This is a genomic window from Pseudomonas sp. A34-9, assembly GCF_029543085.1.
In the GTDB taxonomy this organism is placed as follows: domain Bacteria; phylum Pseudomonadota; class Gammaproteobacteria; order Pseudomonadales; family Pseudomonadaceae; genus Aquipseudomonas.
This window is the reverse complement of sequence record NZ_CP119967.1, coordinates 1,677,231-1,694,102: the sequence shown is the minus strand read 5'-3', so window position 1 is coordinate 1,694,102 and position 16,872 is coordinate 1,677,231. Positions and strand designations below refer to the sequence as shown.

The following is a 16,872-nucleotide window of genomic DNA, read 5'->3' as shown; positions in this document are numbered from 1 at the left end:
GACTATCGAGCGGAACTGATCAGCTGAGAAGCCTTCCAACCTCCGCCCCCCCAGAAAGCAAAGCGCTGCAAACGGCATTTATTTCGTTACCCGGCAGTCACCGCACAGCTTTACCCCCCAAATACTTACCGAAGCCACCTGTAGGAAATTTCCTATTGTTTTCCGTGGCGCGAAGTTTGATGTTCATATTCGGGCAAGCCCGCGGAGTTGTCAGTCCTGTTAAGGGACCGAATACGCCCATCCGCTCTTAGCTTTCTGATTGTTGACACATACCTGTTGCGTCGCGGGCGCTCGGCCCCTTAGCACTACAAATGCACATGATTTCAGGAGAGAAAACATGGCTATATTTGACTACAAGAAAATCACCGGCGAAGCGTCCAAAGCGCTATATACCGATGCGATTGCCTTGATTCAATACATCAATTCACCCACCGGAAAACCTTTGGCAACAAGTGGCTGGGCTACGCTCAACGCGCAACAGTTGGATTATCAAGGGCCGATAGATGCGCAAGGAATTTTTACTGGCAGCAAATTTCCTTACACAGCAGACGCTGTGGTGCTGGGAAAGTATGAGGGGGGGCAAGCTAGTCTCAATCGGCATTTCGTTTCGGGGGACAGGCGTTGGCGGAACGCTCACGGATCACGTTGGCGATCACCTCAGTAATGTTGCCACAGCCTTTCTAAAGGATTATCCCAAAAACTACGTAAAAGATGGATTCGATGATCTACTCCACAAAGTTGCACTCTACGCCCAATCTAAAGGCTTGAGTGGCAGCGATGTAACGGTTACCGGGCATAGCCAAGGAGGCACGGGGGTCAATAGTTTGGCAGCATTGAGCGCTGATCACTGGGATGGATTCTACAAAAACTCCAACTACGTAGCGCTAGCCTCTCCGACTCAAAGCCTAGGAAATCAGGTAGTTAATATCGGTTATGAAAATGATCCCGTGTTCAGAGCATTGGATGGCAGCTCATATAGCAAGAACCTCACGCTGGGTGTTCACGATAAGCCGCAGGTAATGGCTACAAACAATATCGTGAACTTTAATGACCATTACTCCTTAGCACCCGAAAAAATATCAGCTAGCTCTTCCCAACATTAGAACGTTACGGATTAGCTGTATCTTGGTTTAATGAATTTCATGCCAATCCAGTGACATCTGCTATCTCTCCCTACTTGGCCTCACAAAGTATTTTAAACGCTGGCTCTTTGACTGCTCACGCCTTCGAACGCCTATGCCGACGGATTGAATCGCGTAGCAGGTTCAGAGTTCTACAACCTTACCAATCAAAACTCAACGATGATCGTATCCAACTTGTCGAGCGATATACGGGCTAAAACCTGGGTCGAAGACCTTAATCGATTCGCTGAAAAACATGTTGGCATGTACCTTCATAATTGGCACAGACAGCAATGACCTGATTAAAGGCGGGGGTGACAATGATTACCTGGAGGGTAGAGCCGGAGACGACACCTTCAAAGACGACGGTGGCTACAACGTAATATTGGGGGGGGGGAAGTGGAAATAATACGTTTCAATAGAAAGGCAGCCTGGCCAACTACAGTTTTGCCAACGATGGTAACGGCACTCTTTATATCCGTGATCAATATAACGGAATCAGTATGACTCGTGATATTGGTTCAATCGTTAGTGAAGAGCCGACCTCCAAGTGGCTGAGCGTGTCGTGGGCTAACAGCCCCCTTACTCACAAGGTTACAGCCTATGGACTGGAGAGCAGTGTAGGTCTGACCCAGTATGCATCGTCCATTAAAGGCGATGCGAGTAACAATGTGCTTAAGGCCAGCCCATTCGGCGACTGGTTGTTCGGCCAAGATGGCAACGACCATTTAATTGGCGGTAAAGGAGACGATGTATTTGTCGGAGGCGCCGGCGATGACGTGATGGTCTCCGGTGGTGGCAGCGATACCTTCCTGTTTTACGGCGCGTTTGGAAATGACAGGATCGAGGGCTATTCAGCAAAAAGCAAACTGGTTTTTCAGGGCGTCACAGGCGTTGGGAAGGACTACGATTATCTGGCACATGCCTCGGTATCGGGCAACGACACGTTGCTGTCTTTTGGCAATAACTCGGTAACGCTGGTAGGGGTAGGGCTAAATGATATTTCCAGTGACAACATCACCATTGCCTAACTCCATACGCGCACTTGTTTACTTACCTCCCCACTGTTGAAGCCAACTTTTTTGACACCTTCACACTCGCAGAGCGTGAAGGTTCAAAATGAACGCATATTGGCCTCACCAGTTTAAAAACATGGGAAATATTATGCTAACACGCTATCTTCTGATTTTAACATCCGCACTAGCAATCGGGTGCACCTCTTCGAATAGGGGCATGGAAACTTATACTTCCGCTACTCAGATCAACACCCAGCAGCCAGCCAAAACAAACTTAGATTATTATACATCCAAGAAACTTGAATCATTGCTTAACGACCACTCAAACAATATGCACCTTGACACGGGTCAGACGATCGACTTCATCTCAGCAAAGTTTTTAGGAACACCGTACCAAGCAAATATGTTGATTGGCGCAGAAAACACACCTGAGAAGTTAGTAATCGACTTTAGAGGACTGGATTGTTTTACTTATTTGGATTATATAGAAGCCTTACGAAAATCAACGTCGCAACCTGAGTTTGTGAAACATTTGATTCAGACTCGCTATGTTGACGGCAATATAAGCTTTTTGAGTCGTAAACATCTCTTCACTGATTGGGCTGACAGCAAATCGCAGAGCTTGGCGGATGACATTACCGCTCAGATAAGCACCGACGCGGTAAGCGTCGAAAAAAACCTAAACAGAAAGGCCGATGACGGAGCCTATCTTCCTGGGCTACCAACGGTCAAACGCAACATCACTTACATCCCAAGCAACCTGGTCAACGAGAAAATTGTAAGTCGCTTACGAACTGGCGATTCAATTGGCATCTACACCCAACTTTCCGGGCTAGATGTGCCCCATGTAGGCTTCTTTATAATGACCGACAAAGGCCCTGTTTTTCGGAATGCCTCCTCACAAATTGCAAACAAAAAAGTTGTAGATGCGCCTTTCATTGAATACATCGCAAAAACCCCAGGCATTATTATTTTCAGAACAAAATAAAAACAATCCAACCTAAAGTTTACATAGGTAACCCTATATAAAGGTCGGCTGCACTGTTCAGTGTAAACGTAGGTATATCAAAATCCGGCAATCGATAGACCTCAATCAACCAATATTAAAGTGTTTGGCAATCTTGGTAGCCTCCCTCCTTGATGTGTAGGTTGTGGACTTTCGCTTTGTACACGGGGGCTTTCGACCACATCTAGCCCCCCTTTGGTGCTGACCCCGTCGCCCAGAAACCGAATGAGGGCTAAGCGCGTCCACCTGAGACCGTCTTCATTAGGACCGCGCGTAAAGAGTTGAAGCTCAAAGGGGTGGAGATGGGTCGGCTGCTTGACCTGGCTTCCCGGCCCTCAGCGAAGCTAGGACAACACTCAAGGCAAAGATCTGTAGAACATGACCCCTAGGGAGTCATATTTAGCCCTCGCGCATCGAACACCACAACACTCCACACAACGGTAGGAAAATTCCTACATAAATCTTCACCCTCAGACCATAAAAATACCAGCGTATTCAACCCCTTAGGGACCTAGTTCAGCCCCTTGAATTTCTACCGAGGCAATAAAATGAAATATAGAGTTTTTTGTGCATCGCTACTATGTGCTTTCAGTTATGGAGCTAATGCCGAGTCCCCTCTAGACTCCGTAATGCTTTTCTTAACCCAGAAAAGTATGGGAGCAGTGTGGACTAGCGAGAAAACAGCTCACATTAAATCGTTTGATGCGTTACTATTCAATGGTGGCAAAAAAGAAATTGATCTGGGCAGCGTCTGCTATAAGGCATATGACGCAAAAGGCAACAGCTATAGACTCGACGCCACTGACGAAAATATGACTAAAGGGCTTTTAAAGCCTGGAAAGAGCGTCAAGGGCTTCTATGAGTTCTTATCTGAAGATGAAGGCATTTATAGCGCATCTGTAGTAAAGGTTCTACTTGACTGCAAGTGATACGCCGCCCTACCTCCGATTAAATCAAGGGAGCGAGATTTAAACCTTTCACTTTCTTGATCACCACTTAATGAGAGAGGCGAAGGTAATTCCGATGCGGAGAATCTTGTCTGCGGTGAGTAATGCGATATCACAATGGCCCAGGTGAATTGTTGCGCCTACGCCTATGGAGAAGTGGCGCCTTGCCAAGCTTAGGAAGCGCTGAAGGCTTAGACTTGGACAGGCGTGATCAGCCGAAGCCCTGGCCTAAAAACCGAGGTCGAGGACGTATAAGGATGCTGTTCTGGCGTCCGTTTAAGTCCGTACTTAAAGGGAATCTACCCATGCTCAAGAAAACTTTCATTATCGTTGCTTTGTTTATCACTGTATCTGGCTGTGCACAAATAATTAAGAAACTTCCCCCTCCATTCGATTACGCAACAGGTGAGTACGTCAGTATTGATCAAATGTCTACATTCACTGACAAAATAACCACAAAAGACGACGTTATTGGCGTTATTGGGCAACCAAGTAAAAAATCTGAGGTTGCGGGCACTGAAATCTGGAGCTACGAGTTTAAATTCTTCCCTGGATTTCAATCCACCAAAAAGGAATATATCGAAACTACCTTTTTCGAGTTCGACAACCGTGGAGTACTCACCAAGCATTACAAAAATGTGGTCAATACGCAAAACGGCCGAGCTATAACGGAAAAGTAGTCTCCTAAGAAAGACTCTTGCCGCGCCAATTTTTTTGTCTTACTGGTAGCGCATCCCCGTAGGTGCCGCTTGAGTTGACACGCTCCAACATTGCACCGTCGAGCGCCAAGAGACTGGAGCCCATGCGACGCTGCCGTGGAAGACTGGGCTACCAATAACAAACAAAAAGAAACCCCCGCCTTGCCATGATCGACAGTGACACCCTCAAACCTGCAAGTGATGCCGATCAAGCTGCGCGCAGAACTTGGAATTACGCCATTACGGCGCAGACCAAGACCAACACCGTCGAAATAACACACTTGGCCTTGCAGCAATTGCACGACGCCGTGCAACAGGCTTATGAGGCTATGTTTGCAGCCGGGGGACGAGTTGGCCGAGGACGTGGCGGCCGCGGTCAACCGGACCGAGCGCACCGTGCAAAACTGACCCGCCGCATTAACAGTACGGAGGCCTACCCCCAAGCAGGGGCAGCCTCCTTTGAGCCTCCATGCGCCCCACATCTCTAGAGCCAGGGGCGACGAAAGGCAATCTTACTCGACCAAGAAAGTCCTCATTACTGCGAAGCAGCATTGTAAATGCGTTCATTGCCCATTTATGCTGTGAGAGGTGAATCTTTGAATATTTTATTAATGCTACTTCGATTTCAACAAATGTAAAACCATCTGCAGTGGGCCGGTGTTTATGTTGCATATACCTAGGTAATTGTAGCGTCAAGCTCGAAGCCAAACACTTAACTCTCTTCGTCAATTTCAAACAGTGAGATGCTATACAACTTAAAAATCATATCACTGGCTTGTGATTTTACTTTACCCACTACCTTCTCCCGAACATTATTAGGATTTTTAGTAACATGAAAGCGGTCGCTATTTTTAGTTTTTCAAGAACCACCTCTCCGTTAGACCTAGCCTCCATTAGAACACACCAATAAACATGTGCTACGCCCCTCCCCCACAGAATTTAGAACAATGAAGTCCGGAACCCTAGTCATGTAGTTAGTCGATTGGTTATCCGCACTAGCGGGCGATCATGTAATCTAGCCTTCAGTGACAATACTTAACCGAGTGGGTTGCGCATAAAAAATTCAACTTCACAACGTGTGAGTTTCCTGAGCGATTTCAGCTTTGCGATCTTTTAGCGACCTACGATATTAATTGCCGTGAATGCAGTTCCTTCAAAGGTGCGGATTTTGAAGCGCGAGGCTCGTTTAAAGCTATCCTTTCTATTTTTTTAGAGCCCTGCTAATCGTCTTGGTGCTGGAGGTTTTCTCCGTTTCCTGCAGCAAGCGTGCATGGATGACTTTAATATGGCGAGGTGTCTCCGCCGCCAGCACTTTCAGTAACACTAAGTCTTTCTCATTGTAGATAGTAGGCCGACCGCTATGAGGCCTGTCGGAGAGGCCGCTCAATCCGCCCACTCTCCAGACGTTAAACCAGATTGATACCGTCTTTTGGTTGACCGTAAGAATGGCGCTGATCTGCTTGATCGCGTACCCACTGTCGCTGAGCAGGATGGCATGAACACGACGGCGCAATGACGGCTTATCACTCCGCGTGTAGACATCGTTCAAGATCTGACGGTCGGTGTCGGAAAGCGGTGACACAAATTTCATAGGGAGGATCCTGATACACCTGAAGCAAGGTTTTGAAAACCGAGTTAGAAATTTAATTTGGGCACTTGTTGCTAAGCGCTTTAATTCATACAGACGATAAAAGCATTAATGTTGTAGGCTCGACCAGTGCGCTAATAGTTAGCGTGCTCGGCCAGGGTCGCTTGTTTATTAATCCAGCATCCGCAAGCTTGATTTTTCGAGTATCCATGAATATAGGTTTGTCGACAGCATCGGAATGAGAATAGAGCGGGTGGATAATTAATAACAATCAGTGCGCGGACACCGCTAGGCACTGCGCTGATCGACCTATATATATATATATGCAGATGAATGGTTTTACTTTGCTTGCGGCCGATGTCACTTTTGGCATTGTTTCCCTTTCATCTCGGACCGAATGATTGAGACATACTCCGGTGCAACCATGGCTAGCGAAACGCTGTTGTGATTTTCATTGGGGCGTTCTTATAGATTGCTGGTTAGTTCAAAAATTTATTATCCCCACAGACTGAGAGTGATTAGAGTAGGAAATTTCCTTTTTTTTACTCAGGAAAAATCTGGGGGGGGGGGGCTGGAACTCGCAGCCATCGAGCCTTGTTTCGCTCGCTCAGTGCCCGGGAGAACAACAAAATACGCAGATGCGCCTGCGGTAGAACCAGCGTAGCGTTGAGCAACATGGGCCTTCTGACAGATGTGGTCTAGTGGCAGGCCGCGACCGCTTTAACAAACCCGGATCTGTACTTGCTGGAATCGATGGCGGCCTGTCTTCAGCCAATGCGCAGACGCGGGTGAAGGCTGAGCATCCATTCCGAGTGATCAAGCGCCAGCTTGATAATGTGAAAGTACTCTTTCGTGGGTTGATGAAAAACAGCGCCCAGTTGAGCACGCTGGCCGCCCTGTCAAACCTGTGGAAAAGGCTCGAAAAACAGCCGATGGGTATGGATGATTTGTGCGAGTAACACGGGAGGCTGGTCGAAAACGCCCTCATGACACGATGCACCCATAACTTTTTGGCAAATAGCAGCGCTTGTGGGAAAGTCTCGACGTGCCGCCGCCATGCGGCCAGTTGATCGACGCATCCTTAGCAGCAATGTGGATTGGCAACGCGCTTTTTAAAGGTGCACACAGCCAGGAGCAAAGTCACCGTTTTTATGTTGGTCTGTGGGAATTTTCGTACAAAACAGCAGGAATATTCTTCATATGATTCACTCTGTTCACAGGCAAAGTCATGTCTATCAGTAATGGGTGGGTGAAGCATATGTTGGAGGAGTGTGTTCTCGTTGTAGAAAGTCATGCTTTACAGCGCAATGTGTTGGTCAATGCGCTGTCGCGTCTACAGTTCACATGCGTTTTGTCGGCTGGCAATGCGATGCAGGCAGTGGATCATATTCGCCGCCAGGACGTGATCGACATCATCTTTTTTGACCTGAGTGACGGCTCAATCAATAACATCGAGTTTCTTGGTGTTGCCAGTAAGCTGGGTAATGTAAGGACGCTGGTGGTATATGGAGAAATGCCGTTGGCGTTACGGCGCTCGGTCGAAAAGATGAGCACGTTTTCTTCTATCCGTTTACTCGGTGTGCTGGATAAACCTGTGCAGCTGCAAGCTTTGAAAAAAATATTGGCTACTTTCAAAACGTACGAAAGCTCTAAATTGAGAGAGCCTGCGGCTAGCTTCAAGTTGATCCCTTATACCGAGGTACTACGAGGCTTGAAGGCAGGAGAGTTTCAAGCTTGGTATCAGCCAAAATTTAATCTACATGATGGTCGGCTGTTTGGTGCAGAGGTGTTGGTCCGCTGGGAGCATCCCCAGCGTGGGCTTCTGATGCCCCAGGACTTGCTGGCGACGGTAGTGGCTTATGACCTGATCGACGACATGTTCAAGCAATTACTGGAACAAGGGCTTGAGCTGATGAGTCTGCTACGCAAGCAAGGTATTCATTTAGGGCTCGCTTTCAACCTCACGCACTCACAATTGGTACGCGACGATCTGATAGGACACATTATCCAGCGCCTGCATCAATCTGAAATGCCGGGCTCAGCTCTCACGTTTGAGGTCACCGAAAACGGTATGCTGGATTTGCCAGCCTCTGCTGTGGAGAATTTGTTGCGTCTGGATCGAGCCGGTTGTGGTTTATCGATCGATGACTTCGGCATTGGCTTTTCCTCTTTGAAGCAGTTGACACATTTGCCTTTCAACCAACTCAAGCTCGATGGTGCATTTGTCCGAGACGTGGATGACCTAGGTAATAGAGCCGTCATCTCAAGCAGCGTAGCGCTAGCCAAGGCATTGAAGATGGACCTTATTGCCGAGGGCATTGAAAGCTCCCATGCGCTTGACACCCTCATCAACCTGGGCTGTTCCTTTGGCCAGGGCTTTCATCTTGCGCGCCCCATGACCGCTGCAGACCTTTCTGCGTGGCTAATATTTCATGCACCAGCGGCGTGAAAAAGGCACCAAAACCTCGGCAGGCCAAATTTAAGCTATTTTGTATAAAATCAACGATAGTATCGTTTGGCTTGCGAATCTTAAGTCATTTGCCCAAAGAGAATCACAATGCTAAAAGCGCTAGTAGTCGATGACCATTCGTTTATTCGTGCATCTGTCAAAATGCTGCTCAAGGCTGAAATGTTCGAAGTAATCGGCGAAGCATCGAACGGTGTAGACGCTGTGCAACTGGCGCGTCAACATGTGCCTGATTTGATCCTGCTCGATATCGCCATGCCGTTGCTTGATGGCTTGGAGGTCATCAGTCGCATCTCGGCGCTTGGATTACCCTCTAAAATCCTGGTACTGACGTCCCTTGAGGCTTCTTTTTATGCCATGCGTTGCATGAAAGCCGGGGCCTCGGGCTATGTCTCCAAGGCGGGGAGTCTTGAGGAGTTGACTCGAGCGGTCAAGATGATCAGGGAGGGGTACAGCTATTTTCCATTGCTCTCTAACACCTCGGTGCGCGCCTCTGATAACCAGGCCAGCGAGCGTGAAATGATTGAAAAACTGTCCGACCGTGAACTGACGATTTTGCAACAGTTGGCTCGGGGCTTCAGCAACAAGGAGATTGGCGATTCCATGCTACTCAGTAACAAAACCATCAGTACCTATAAAACCCGGCTAATTGAAAAGCTCAACGTCAAGTCAGTGGTTTACCTCGCCGAATTTGCCAAACGCAACAACCTCCTTTGAACATGAAGCTGCCAATCGGATTGCTGATTTTTTTACTGTGCATCAACCCCTTTGTTCAGGCAGATCATTTTCAAGACGATATCGAGCCGTTGAGGTTGTCGGGACGTTCCCAACTCACCGGATTCAGCCTGAAATTATCTGACGCTGACAGCCGTTTTCTGCGCGATAAAAAGATCGTGCGGGTCGGGGTTGCCCTCACCGACTCTGCGCCTTTTGGGTTGAGTGCAAGTAGCCACGATTACGAAGGGTTGACGGCCGACTACGTGGCACTGATTGCGGATCTGTTGAATATCGACATCCAGATTCAACGCTATCCAGACCGTGCGAAGGCGATAGAGGCGCTTAAAAGAGGCGAATTTGACCTGCTCGGGGTCGCCACGGATGCCGACAAAGCCGATTCCGACCTGATGCTTTCAAGGTCTTACTTCGAGGACCAACCGGTGCTAGTCAACCGTCGGGACGCCTCGGCGTTATCCAAGGATCTTGGAGGGCTGCGCTTAGCCATGTCTGCGAATGGCCTTTCTCCTTCTGAGGTCAAGGTATATTACCCGCTAGCAAAGCTGCAGATTTACCCAACTGACCTCGATGCCCTCTACGCTGTGGTTTTCAACCAGGCTGACGTATACCTCGGAGGGGCGACGACCTCCAATTACCAGATCAACCGAAACGTCCTGAGCGAAGTTCAACTGGTTGAGTTTGCGAGCCTTGAAGTGAGCAGCATTAGTTTTGCATTACGGATGGAAGACCGTCAGCTTTTTGAGCTCATCAATCGGGCGCTGATGGCCATCCCAGCGGAAGAAAGCATGGCGATTATGCGGCGTTGGGGGGGAGATACCATCACTATGAGCGACCGTGGCAAAGATGACCTGAGTCCGAAGGAGAGAGGCTGGCTCGCGAATCATCCGCAACTGAGGGTCGGGGTACTAGAGAACAATCCGCCGCTAGCCTTTTTCGATCAGCAGGGGACTTTTCGCGGTATCAGCGCTGATCTGCTCGCGATAATTCGTCGCCGTACTGGCATTACCTTCGAATTGGTAAGGGCTGATTCGCTGGAGGGCCTTGTGGCGTTAATCAAGGATGGCAAGGCGGATTTCATTACTGCATTCCACCAGAACGCTGACAACAGCGAACTGCGTTTTACCCGGTCCTATTTGACCAACCCTTATGTGTTGAGCATTCGTAACGGGGGGGAGCCATTTATCCGCTTGGAGGAACTGACTGGTAAGCGCCTGGCAATCAGGAACGACAGCGGCATCAAGGGTTACATCGAACGGCATTACCCAAAAATTATTCTAGTTGAAGCAAGAGAGACCAACGGAGCGTTATCGATGGTCGCAGAGGGTAAAGCGGATGCCGCTGTCACGACCCTGGTCAATGCTCGTTATCTGATTTCTACTCGGCATGAATCCCGTTTGCATGTGAGTGGTGTTGTGGGTACTCAACCCGCGCAAATAGCCCTTGCCACTGATCGAAGCGCCCTGGAGCTTTACTCGATCCTGGATAAGGAAATGCGCAGTATTTCCCCGCACGATTTGGACGAACTGACCAGTCGCTGGCGGGGCGAGATCGCGGTGGACAATAAACGCACGCACGCCAACCAACTGGAAATCATCCGCGGCTCGGCTATCGCAGTGATTTTATTATTGGTGGCATTCGGCTGGATTCTCTATTTGCGACGCCTGATTCAGAAACGCGATGTGGCCGAACAGGCATTGAAAGAACAAATGGAGTTCATGCGCGTCCTGATCGATGGGCTACCCCACCCTATCTATGTACGGGACCGCCAAACCAGGATGCTCCTATGCAATCGCCGTTATTTGGAGGCAATTGGCAGTACTCGCGAGAAGGTCATTGGTACGCGACCCTCTGAATTCGTTGATAGCGAACCCGGCCGTGGGAACTGGTTTGAACAGCAGTATTTGGAAGTCATGGACAGTGGTAAAGAGCTGCTGGCTGACCGCCAAATGATGCTGTACCGCGGCGAGATCATTACGGCCTATCACTGGATCCTTCCGTTCCGTAATAACGCGGGTGAGGTCAAGGGCATCATTGCTGGCTGGATCGATATCAGTGATCGCGAGCGTCTACTTGGGGAACTCAAGGACGCCAAACAGGATGCCGAGAAGGCCAATCGGGCGAAAACAACTTTTCTAGCCACCATGAGCCATGAAATCCGCACCCCAATGAACGCAGTGGTCGGAATGCTGGAGCTGGCCATGAAAAAAGCAGACCAAGGCATTCTTGACCGTTTTGCCATCGAAGTGGCGTCGGACGCTGCGCGTGGGCTTCTGGAACTGATTGGCGACATTCTGGATGTGGTGCGCATCGAGTCCGAGCGCCTGACATTGGCGCCACAACGTGCGGCATTCAAAGGCCTTGTAGTGTCGGTTGTACGAGTATTCGAAGGGTTGTCCCGGCAGAAGCAACTGAACCTTGTGTTGTCGTTCGATGACGAAGCCGACCAAGATGTCTTGATCGACCCGTTACGGTTCAAGCAGGTACTGTCCAACCTGCTCGGTAACGCCATCAAGTTCACAGACGTCGGGCAGGTGCAGGTCTGTGTTGAGGTAACGCGTCCGATCGCCAGCGAAAGCATGGGTATTCGTGTGCTGGTGCGCGATACCGGTATTGGCATTTCCCAGGACGATCAGCAGCGGCTGTTCGTACCGTTCAGCCAGGCCAGCCATTCGAGTATAGGAGGTTCAGGCCTAGGGCTGGCGATCAGCCGCAAGCTGTGTTCGATGATGCAGGGTGAGTTGAACTTGAGTAGCATGCTGGGGCGAGGCACGGAGGCCGAAGTGTTATTGGAGCTGAAGGTTCTTGCTCCATTGCCGCAAACCCCACCAGAGCCGGAATTACCCGAAGCCGGCCAACCGCTGAAAGTGCTGGTGGTCGATGATTATCCGGCCAACCGTTTGCTATTGTCGCAGCAGCTGAGTTACCTGGGACATACGGTTGCTGACGAGTCGGATGGAGCCCATGGCTTGCGTGCCTGGCGCAATGGTCATTTCGATGTGGTGATTACCGACTGTAATATGCCGGTGATGACAGGCTACGAACTGGCCAGGGCGATCCGCGCCGAGGAGGCTGATTCGGGCGCTGCGCCTTGCTTGATCCTGGGTTTCACCGCCAATGCGCAGCCGGAGGAAAAAGATCGCTGCCTGGAAGCTGGCATGGATGATTGCCTATTCAAGCCCATCAGCATGAAGGACCTGACTGCGCGCTTATCTGGTGTGGAGTCGGTGTTCGATGATGCATGGGAGGCTGATGGATCATTATCACTCTCCGACAGCATTGACCTGACCAGTCTCGAACAATTGGCTCATGGTGATCGAACATTGGTTAATAACTTGTTGCACGATCTCGCCAGTAGCAATGAAGAGGATTTGTTACGGCTGCTCAAACTCTTCAGTGAGCACGACTTGACCGGGCTGTCCGACCTGGGCCACCGGGTTAAGGGGGGAGCACGCATCATAAAGGCGCATTGGCTTATCCAGTGCTGCGAGCAATTGCAAACTGAGTGTAACGGCCATGACGCGGTGCGACTGACCCAGGCGGTAGATGCTTTGCACGAGGCGATGGAGGCATTGGCGCAGCGTCTGGAGGAGTTGATTGACTAAGCAGGGGTTCAGGAGAGTCTGGTGCATTTACGCATGGCGGGGAACACTTCGGAAATGGCCAACGACCCCGTTACCTCAGGGTCGTTGGCGTGGTTGACCGTCAATCGCTTATTGAGCAGGGCTAATGCTCACTGATAAACGATGTTCAGCGTTGCCGTTGCCCTGATCTCACCGCTGGTTAGTTGAGTAGGGTTGTAAGGGAAGTAGTAGGCGCCCATGCCAACCGAGAAATTGCTATTGACCGCAGTACCTGCTGCGGCGCTGAAAATAGACGTAGCACTTCCTCGACTTAAGGTGGAGGTGGAAAAGACAACCGGTGCGTTGGGATTGTCACGCTTGACGACTTTTATGCCGACACCTTGTGCCGCCGTAGGTGTTCTATCCATCAATACGCTGTTATCGCTTGGGAGCAAATTATTGCTGGATAAAAACATGTCAATTGCACGGTCAGTACTGCCATTATTTTGTAAGCCTTCACAACTGAAATTCAGCGTAAAGGGTGTATAGCCCGGCTGAGGATTTTTTGTGAGTTGGGCGAAACCCATTTTTGGTAAATCAACCATCAAACCAGCGTTATTAAAACTACAGGTGGTTTTTTTAGGAGCGTATATAAGTGTAATATTTTGGCGGTACATATCTCTTTCATCATAAGTCCAGTACCAACCAAAGGTGCTCAGCCAGAGGCCCATCCTGAAAGTCCAGTACAAAGGCGATATGCCAGTTTGATCTGTGACTATAACAGCTTCATTATAATTAAAAGTATTTCCTTCTGTCAGCCCCTCTTTGGTTCCCGCACTTGAATCTAGAGTAAATGTTAGAGTTACCGGCGCATTTAAAACTGTCGCGGGATGAGTTCCGCCATCCAAACCAACAAGATCGGGGATTGGTGAGATCTTTACGTCAACCCATTGCGCCCCATTGTTAAAACCCACTTTCCTACTTGCAACCGTATATGCAAAGGTGTTCCCATAAGATGTACATTTTAATTCAGGCAGCGCGGGGATGCGTAGAAAGGTCTGGTAAGTAAATGTTTTGTTTCGCTCATTTAACTTATCTGACAAGTCGATCACGATATTTGTAGCATCAACCATAGGTGGACCATAACATGTTGCATACGCCGTACCGCAAAAAAAGGTAGAGGCGACAAGTAAAAGAATAAATCTGTTCATGATATTTATTGCCTCGTTCTAATAGCAGGTATTTTGTGTGGTAGTTGTGGTCAGGTCAGGTTTCCGAAGAATACAACTGCCGCTCTTAAGTCGAACCTCTAGATACTCTGGTTTTACTTCGGATTTAATATATAGGACACTGGCTTGACCAATAAAGCCGATAGATTGACCTGTTTTATCCAATACTTCTGCGCCAAATGGCAGAGGGCCTCCATCTGCCTTGCGCGCCTGCACGATGTAAGATTGACGTTGGTCTGTCTCAAACTTCACATGATTAACTGTGCCGGCGAACGGTACAGCGTTAGCAATGTTTCCGATAATCTCTGCACCGGAGCTGTTGCCGCTGTCGGACAACGTCACTGAGTTCAAACGATAAGGTGTCGCGTACGGAACCAGCGCCAAGCCATCTTTGTTGGTGACGATACTTTGATCACCATTGACCATCAGGCCTTCGGCCTTAGGTGCCTCGACGACCATCATGGTGCTACCGACCTCATTGGAGGCCAGTACATGCCCAGGAATCATCACGATACTGCCTCGAGCACCTAAGCCGGTTTGTCGATAATCGGACGACTCAGCGTAAGAGGCGCCCACGGTGGAGACATTGCTACGGTAGGAGGTATTAACACTGGCGGTGTTATTCCCACCGTTTTGATTACTGCCCGCTACGGTGTAACTCAGGCGGTTTGACTCCAGTGCATTGCCACTCACGCTAACGTTACTTTGCTGATAGCGCGAGTCCACCAATGACGCACCACTGTTGAGATACGCCCTGCTACCAGCGATATCAAAGGGCATTGTCATTGAGAGATAAAACCGTGTTTCTTCGTCACGGTTCGAATTTCTGACGCGGTTGGCAGAGAGGCTGTAATTAACCTCCCCCACAGCGTTTGTGTAGCCAAATTGGTACTCACGACTTTTGGTATTATTTGTCCAGTAGTCACGTTGCGTACCGGAAAAAAACACGCTGCCCCAGTTGTCGTTCAAACGCTGGTTCAAACTTAAATTGAAGGTGTTGCGTGGGCGTGCGTTTCGCAAGGCATCCCAAGTATTCAAATCGAGAATCGGAGCTTCATCTTCATCAAGTCTGCTTCGATAGTCGTTGATTTGTCTTTCGAGCTGACGGTATCCCTCCTGGGAATAAATGGCATCGCTGAAGCTGTAGTAGCCTTCGGTAGAGTAACGATATGCCGCCAGGGTAAAGTTGGTTGCCGTTACATCCAGGAATTTACTGTATGACACGCGCACGCTTTGCCCGCTTTTGCTTTGATTCTTTAACTGAGTATTCGATTGGGTCACGTCAACAGAAACTGCACCGATCGGTAGGTTCAAGCCGCTACCGACAAGATAAGCACGGTAATCATTGCTGAGGGTAGTGCCTGCATATCCGGTCAGCAAATTGTTGAACCCATACTGCAACGTGCCCTGCATAAAACCAGGGTTATAGTCGGTATTGGTCTGGTTTACTTTACCGGCCACTAGGCTGTACTTACTGATCCCTTCCTTGAGCATATTAGGGACGGCAGAAAACGGTACAGTGAACGACTGCTCGCGACCATCGGCCTCGCGCACCACCACCGTCAGGTCGCCAGCGGACCCGGTGGGCTGGATATTGTCGAAGGTAAAGGCGCCAGGCGGTACGCTCTCCTGATAAACCACGTTGCCGTTCTGTATGACTTTTACCAAGGCATTGGTTTGTGCGACGCCACGCACAATAGGCGAAAACCCTTGTTTGGAGTTGGGCAGCATATTGATGTCGGAGGTCAACGACACACCGCGAACTCTGATCGAGTCAAAGAGATCACCTGCCGAGTAGAAATCACCGAGCTTGAAGTTGGAGGTGATAGAAGCAATATTCTTCTGAAGATAGCGTGTGTTATTTTGATACTTGAAGTTTTCCGAGGATCTTTTTCTTAGCGAACTACTTTCCCGGAACTGCCAACCAGCAAAGTTAATGCCGAAATCCAAGCCAGAATACAAATCGTCGCTGGATGAGCCGCCATTTTTCGATTGTGCGCTGTAATGCATGGCGTTGTAGCCAAATAAAAATGCCGGGACGCCCTGATCCCAGAATTTCGGGTCGACATAACCGGCCTCCGAGCGATTGACATAAGACTGGGGCACGGTCAGTTTCAGGCTCAGGGTGCTGATATCCAAAAGAAACGAGCCGCCTTGAACCAATTCGCTGATTTGTAGATTGTCCGCGGCTGATCGCGCAACGGGCAAACCATTCATGTTGATCCCAAGAAGCTCGCTGTCCTCGTAGCTAATCTTGATATCGTCTTTTACTTCGCCAAATACTAATGAATAGCGACCTTTCCAGATGCTATTGACATAAATATCAATATCCTGCTTACCGGCAGGTATCTCGGAGCTTGAATAAAAACGTGAGAGATCGGATTCTCGAGACTTACCAGCCATCAGCGAGGTGTCAAAGGTTTCCGCATAAGCCTTATCCAGTAGAAACAGCGAAGACACCGTGAGGACTTTAATAAAGGTTTTGTGCGGTTTCATTCTGGGGCC

Annotated in this window: 11 protein-coding genes and 1 pseudogene; 9 read left to right on the top strand and 3 right to left on the bottom strand. The window is 49.2% G+C overall.

The features are described 5' to 3' along the window. The first annotated feature begins 503 nt into the window (after positions 1 to 503). The 5 genes from P3G59_RS07560 to P3G59_RS07540 all read left to right on the top strand — a co-directional run bounded on the left by P3G59_RS07560 (position 504) and on the right by P3G59_RS07540 (position 4,770). On the top strand, positions 504 to 1,103 hold the full coding sequence (locus P3G59_RS07560) for a hypothetical protein (RefSeq protein ID WP_277761076.1): 600 nt from the start codon (positions 504 to 506) through the stop codon (positions 1,101 to 1,103). 521 nt (positions 1,104 to 1,624) lie between these two features. Further along, positions 1,625 to 2,152, top strand: coding sequence for a hypothetical protein (locus P3G59_RS07555; RefSeq protein ID WP_277761075.1), 528 nt, complete (start codon positions 1,625 to 1,627; stop codon positions 2,150 to 2,152). A gap of 202 nt (positions 2,153 to 2,354) precedes the next feature. Continuing rightward, a complete protein-coding gene (locus tag P3G59_RS07550) occupies positions 2,355 to 3,125 on the top strand; it encodes a DUF1460 domain-containing protein (protein ID WP_277761074.1) in 771 nt (256 codons plus the stop codon). A 566-nt stretch (positions 3,126 to 3,691) separates the two neighbouring features. Further along, positions 3,692 to 4,072 (top strand): DUF4354 family protein, encoded by a 381-nt coding sequence (locus P3G59_RS07545; RefSeq protein ID WP_277761073.1) that lies wholly within the window; start codon positions 3,692 to 3,694, stop codon positions 4,070 to 4,072. 323 nt (positions 4,073 to 4,395) lie between these two features. Beyond that, on the top strand, positions 4,396 to 4,770 hold the full coding sequence (locus P3G59_RS07540) for a hypothetical protein (RefSeq protein WP_277761072.1): 375 nt from the start codon (positions 4,396 to 4,398) through the stop codon (positions 4,768 to 4,770). A 1,219-nt stretch (positions 4,771 to 5,989) separates the two neighbouring features. On the opposite strand, the gene P3G59_RS07535 is transcribed toward P3G59_RS07540, so the two are convergent. After that, on the bottom strand, positions 5,990 to 6,379 hold the full coding sequence (locus P3G59_RS07535; protein ID WP_277761071.1) for a helix-turn-helix domain-containing protein: 390 nt from the start codon (positions 6,377 to 6,379) through the stop codon (positions 5,990 to 5,992). Between the two features lie 767 nt (positions 6,380 to 7,146). On the opposite strand from P3G59_RS07535, the pseudogene P3G59_RS07530 reads away from it, so the two are divergent. The 4 genes and pseudogenes from P3G59_RS07530 to P3G59_RS07515 all read left to right on the top strand — a co-directional run. Further along, positions 7,147 to 7,335 (top strand): annotated as a pseudogene (locus P3G59_RS07530) (IS5/IS1182 family transposase); the annotation flags it as partial. Between the two features lie 269 nt (positions 7,336 to 7,604). Beyond that, positions 7,605 to 8,825: an EAL domain-containing response regulator gene (locus P3G59_RS07525; protein ID WP_277761070.1), complete on the top strand. Its 1,221-nt coding sequence runs from the start codon at positions 7,605 to 7,607 to the stop codon at positions 8,823 to 8,825. 108 nt (positions 8,826 to 8,933) lie between these two features. Then, complete coding sequence (locus P3G59_RS07520; RefSeq protein ID WP_277761069.1) at positions 8,934 to 9,560, top strand: response regulator transcription factor; 627 nt, start codon at positions 8,934 to 8,936, stop codon at positions 9,558 to 9,560. A 2-nt stretch (positions 9,561 to 9,562) separates the two neighbouring features. Further along, positions 9,563 to 13,180, top strand: a complete 3,618-nt coding sequence (locus tag P3G59_RS07515) for a transporter substrate-binding domain-containing protein (RefSeq protein WP_277761068.1) — start codon at positions 9,563 to 9,565, stop codon at positions 13,178 to 13,180. A 128-nt stretch (positions 13,181 to 13,308) separates the two neighbouring features. Here P3G59_RS07515 and P3G59_RS07510 read toward each other — a convergent pair whose 3' ends face one another. Then, the gene (locus P3G59_RS07510; protein ID WP_277761067.1) at positions 13,309 to 14,349 is read right to left on the bottom strand and encodes a fimbrial protein; all 1,041 of its coding nucleotides are present in this window, start codon (positions 14,347 to 14,349) and stop codon (positions 13,309 to 13,311) included. Positions 14,350 to 14,367: 18 nt separating this feature from the next. Further along, positions 14,368 to 16,863, bottom strand: coding sequence for a fimbria/pilus outer membrane usher protein (locus P3G59_RS07505; RefSeq protein WP_277761066.1), 2,496 nt, complete (start codon positions 16,861 to 16,863; stop codon positions 14,368 to 14,370). Positions 16,864 to 16,872 lie beyond the last annotated feature (9 nt).

What these genes read in the sequence shown, in the direction of transcription:
- P3G59_RS07560 (WP_277761076.1), top strand. Translation starts at nt 504, where the DNA reads ATGCGCAAGGAATTTTTACTGGCAGCAAATTTCCTTACACAGCAGACG.
- P3G59_RS07555 (WP_277761075.1), top strand. Translation starts at nt 1,625, where the DNA reads ATGACTCGTGATATTGGTTCAATCGTTAGTGAAGAGCCGACCTCCAAG.
- P3G59_RS07550 (WP_277761074.1), top strand. Translation starts at nt 2,355, where the DNA reads ATGGAAACTTATACTTCCGCTACTCAGATCAACACCCAGCAGCCAGCC.
- P3G59_RS07545 (WP_277761073.1), top strand. Translation starts at nt 3,692, where the DNA reads ATGAAATATAGAGTTTTTTGTGCATCGCTACTATGTGCTTTCAGTTAT.
- P3G59_RS07540 (WP_277761072.1), top strand. Translation starts at nt 4,396, where the DNA reads ATGCTCAAGAAAACTTTCATTATCGTTGCTTTGTTTATCACTGTATCT.
- P3G59_RS07535 (WP_277761071.1), bottom strand. Translation starts at nt 6,379, where the DNA reads ATGAAATTTGTGTCACCGCTTTCCGACACCGACCGTCAGATCTTGAAC.
- P3G59_RS07525 (WP_277761070.1), top strand. Translation starts at nt 7,605, where the DNA reads ATGTCTATCAGTAATGGGTGGGTGAAGCATATGTTGGAGGAGTGTGTT.
- P3G59_RS07520 (WP_277761069.1), top strand. Translation starts at nt 8,934, where the DNA reads ATGCTAAAAGCGCTAGTAGTCGATGACCATTCGTTTATTCGTGCATCT.
- P3G59_RS07515 (WP_277761068.1), top strand. Translation starts at nt 9,563, where the DNA reads ATGAAGCTGCCAATCGGATTGCTGATTTTTTTACTGTGCATCAACCCC.
- P3G59_RS07510 (WP_277761067.1), bottom strand. Translation starts at nt 14,349, where the DNA reads ATGAACAGATTTATTCTTTTACTTGTCGCCTCTACCTTTTTTTGCGGT.
- P3G59_RS07505 (WP_277761066.1), bottom strand. Translation starts at nt 16,863, where the DNA reads ATGAAACCGCACAAAACCTTTATTAAAGTCCTCACGGTGTCTTCGCTG.